We start from the raw sequence: 4,072 nt of genomic DNA on the forward strand, positions 1-4,072 counted from the left end.
AAACATGCAGGTATCCGGGTTCGGATGATAACTGGTGACCATGCCGTGACTGCTGCCGCAATCGGACGGGAGCTGGGTATAGAAGGGCGTGCCATCACCGGTGCTGAATTTGCTGCGATGAGTGATGAAGAAGCTCTCAGGCAGATCGATGATATCGGTGTTATTGCAAGAGTAGCTCCGGAACACAAGGTAAGACTTGTTCAGGTTCTGAAAAGGAAGGGTAATATCGTAGCGATGACTGGGGACGGTGTCAATGATGCCCCGGCTTTGAAGGCAGCGGATATCGGCATTGCCATGGGTGTGACCGGGACTGATGTCGCGAAAGGGGCTGCACGGATGATCCTGACGGATGATAACTTTGCAACGATTGTCGCGGCAATTGAAGAAGGGAGGAAGATTTACGATAACCTGCAGAAGTTTTTACGAATCCAGATCGCGAACCTGTTCATGTTCATCCTTGCCTTCCTGGGATCTTCGGTATTTGCATTAGCCGGAACTGCTCTTTTTACTCCCGGACAGGTCCTCTGGATTCATATGCTCACGGTGGCTCCGATTGGGGCTGCACTGGGAATGGATATTGCATCACCAGGTATCATGGCCCGAAAACCGAGACGGTCAGATGAACCAATCATTTCACTCCGGATGTATGTCAGGTTATTTGTTATCGGAGCAGGTATGGCTGCTGCAACGCTCATCATGTACCAGATTGGCCAGATTGTCTATGGATCTCCGGGCATTGGTCAGACCATGGGGCTCGTATCGCTCTCACTCATGAATATTTTTGTTGCTCTCAACCTTCGTTTCCCGTATGATACGGCATTTCATATATCCACCTTCTCCAATGTCAGGCTCTTGTATGCATACCTCTGGGTGATCATCGGGACCATACTGATAACGGAAACAAGGCTCTTTCAGGCAATATTTCATACCGTCGGACTGACCGCAGACCAATGGCTGCTCTGTCTTATTCCCGGAGTCGTGATATTCTTTGCCGGAGAAATATTTAAAAAAATATTTAAATCATCATAGACATCTGAAAGCCCGGCAATTACCCTACAAATTATAAATCCTTATTTTTTTAAGGGATACGACATACAGGAAAGCATATAATGGTATGTATTACGATGAAGGAGATATTGCACGTCTTTCAGTTGGTCTTTTAGGGTTCTAACAAATGAGAACGATAGTTAATACCTGACATCTCCATGCTTTTGCAAATATGTCAGTATTTTTTCAGAGTTCACCCATTCCCTATCGAGGTTATTCACCATCTCATCAATCCTCATGACCTGATCCTCAATGCATTTGGCAATTTTTTCATCCCCGACAAGGTCAGCATACATGGTAATGATGGTAAGCGGGTTTCGAATCCCGTCGTTGAGGATCGCAAGCTGTGCAATATTCTCAGATATCTGACGTATTGCCCGTTCATTCTCTTTCTGTAACTGACGTTCCTTCGTCACATCGATGCCCTGTGCAATTGTTGCAACAGGAGTTACTCCGTCTGAAGCAAAGATCGTGGATGAGTTCCATATGATCGTCCGGATGGTTCCATCTTTATGTACAATAGGTATCTCAACGGTCTCCCACCTGGCTCCATTCAGGATAGTCTGTTCCTTTTGGAGAAATTTATTACTCATTTCATGTAAAAAGAGAACAGATACCGATAGTCCTATCAAATCAGCTGCATCCCTCCCGGTCAGGAGCTCAAAAGCATGATTTACCCGGCTTATGGAGAGGTCAGGATTCCAGATAACAATAGGGGTATTTGCATGAATGATGAGATTTTCCAAGTATGTATTTATTTCACGGATTTTTAATTCCTGATTCTTCCGTTCTGTTATATTCTTATGAATTAAAACGATAAATTCAATATTTCCATTATTATCTAACAAAGGAAATCCTTCAAGATGCATCCAGACCGGATTATCAGGGACTTCAGGATACATCTCATGAGGATTATAATAAATTTCAGGAATAGTCAAACGTTCTCCTTTTAAGAGAGAGAAAACCCTTTCCTGCACTCCCCATTTCTGAAATATCGGGTCATTAAAAATATTGTGTTCTTTTGGTGGTTCAGAACCAAAGAACTCTATGAATGCCTTATTCACCAGGATATTATACCCGTCTACTGTCCCAATTCCAATTGAGTATGGTATTTCTTCAACAAGTTGTCTGAACCGTTCTTCAGATTTTTTTAATTCGTTCAACGCATTTTTTTGCTCGGTTATGTCCCGTACGAGCTCGATTGCTCCGATAATCTCTCCCATTTGATTATAGATGGGACTGGCTTTTTCGGCAAGAATTACCGGTTGTCCTTTGATTCGTGCATTATTGGTATCAGCAATGATGATATCTTTTATTCTTGAAATAGTAGGATAAAACGCTGCAAAACTCTCATCCGGCTCTGAAACAATATTAATTAGCATCTTTCTCCTGGTGCCAAAAAATGGGAGAGCATATTCAAAATCTCTCTTCCCAAGGATCTGATCTTCCATAATCCCGGTCATATCTTCCATCGTCTTATTCCAGAGAATGACTGTTCCTTTTGTATCTATTGCAAAGGTTGCGTCCGGGAGGAAATACAGAATGTCTGACTGAGGGCGTTCATAACGAATATTTGATTCAGACTGGTGTTTCCCTACTATCTGAATAATCTGCTGGGAAAGCTTTGTAAATATCGCTTCCGACTCACCTCTCCGAATAAGATATGAGTCAGCTCCTTCCCGGATAGCCTGGACTATGATTTCTTCACATTCTTCCGAGGTAAAGAGGATAAAAGGAATTTCGTGGTGATGAGATCGAACCTTTTTTAAAAGAGAGATACCATCCATTGCTGACATGTTATAGTCACAGATAAGTGCATCATACCAGACGTTATTTATATGGCTGAATACATCCTGATGAGAGAGGAACGTATCCACTGAAAACTCTCCGGTTTTTTCCAGGAATTTTTTACATGACTGTAGGAGTGTCGGATCGTCACTCACATACAATACCTGTATTGTATCAGCCATCTGAAACGCTCACCAGACCTTGTATCGCTATCATCAGATATTAGGATCTCACATTACGTATTGATTCCATATGTTCCCGTCTCCCTCATAATAATGCCGGTAATCCTGCAGATTATATAAAACCATCCCAGCCATCAGATGTTCAATAGTTCATAATTTTTCGAAATGACAGAAAAATACCGACGGGAATGGAAATAATAATGCTGCCGGCATTCTTCCATACCTTGATTATAAAAGATCTGACCACCAAATACTCACGTATGGCAGTTCCCGTTTCTTCACCTTTTGCGAAAGGTGAGACAGATATCTTCATAGAACCATCCATGGCAAACCGTCATGGTCTGATCGCCGGATCGACCGGAACCGGAAAGACAGTTACCCTCAGGGTGCTGGTGGAACAATTCAGCTCCATGGGGATCCCGGTTTTATTACCTGACATCAAGGGTGACCTCTCAGGAATGTGCAGGCCGGGTGGCGGAAATAAAAAGATAGAGGAACGTGCAGCATTACTGGGGCTGAAAGACTTCTCATATGAAGGATATCCGGTCAGGTTCTGGGATCTGTATGGAAAGGATGGGCATCCGGTAAGAACAACGATATCAGAGATGGGTCCTCTGCTCCTCTCCCGGATCCTGGGGCTGAACGACACCCAGGCAGGTATTTTATCAATGCTCTTTCGGTATGCCGATGATCAAAAATTGCTCCTCATCGACATTGCCGATCTTATCTCGCTTATCACCTTTGCCCTTGAAAATACCGCTGAAATAAAAGGGAAATACGGAAACATGACTCCCTCATCGCTCGGAGCCATCCAGCGGGCAGTTCTTACCCTCGAAGAGCAGGGGGGAGATCTCTTCTTTGGTGAACCGTCTCTGATACTTGAAGACATCATGGATGTCAGAGATGGAAAGGGGATCATAAACCTTCTCTCTGCTGTAGCCCTGATGAAGGCACCAAAGATCTATAGAAGTTACGCGTTTAAATTTTCATGTAAACTTAACTCTGTAATCTCTAACCAGTAGTTGATGAATTATTTTGTTAAAATTGGGCTTAAA

General features: G+C 43.3%; 3 protein-coding genes. 2 read left to right on the forward strand and 1 reads right to left on the reverse strand.

The features are described from left to right. Positions 1 to 1,029: HAD-IC family P-type ATPase (locus LDL35_RS14765; protein WP_304023840.1), on the forward strand; the 1,029-nt coding region annotated here is incomplete at its 5' end. 158 nt (positions 1,030 to 1,187) lie between these two features. Here the strand turns inward: LDL35_RS14765 and LDL35_RS14770 are convergent. Then, positions 1,188 to 3,017 (reverse strand): PAS domain S-box protein, encoded by a 1,830-nt coding sequence (locus LDL35_RS14770; protein WP_304023843.1) that lies wholly within the window; start codon positions 3,015 to 3,017, stop codon positions 1,188 to 1,190. Between the two features lie 188 nt (positions 3,018 to 3,205). Between LDL35_RS14770 and LDL35_RS14775 the strand changes: the two genes are divergently transcribed. Next, entirely contained in the window at positions 3,206 to 4,039 is an 834-nt protein-coding gene (locus LDL35_RS14775) for a helicase HerA-like domain-containing protein (RefSeq protein WP_304023845.1), read from the forward strand. Positions 4,040 to 4,072 lie beyond the last annotated feature (33 nt).

The sequence above is a fragment of the Methanospirillum hungatei genome (assembly GCF_020216685.1).
In the GTDB taxonomy this organism is placed as follows: domain Archaea; phylum Halobacteriota; class Methanomicrobia; order Methanomicrobiales; family Methanospirillaceae; genus Methanospirillum; species Methanospirillum hungatei_B.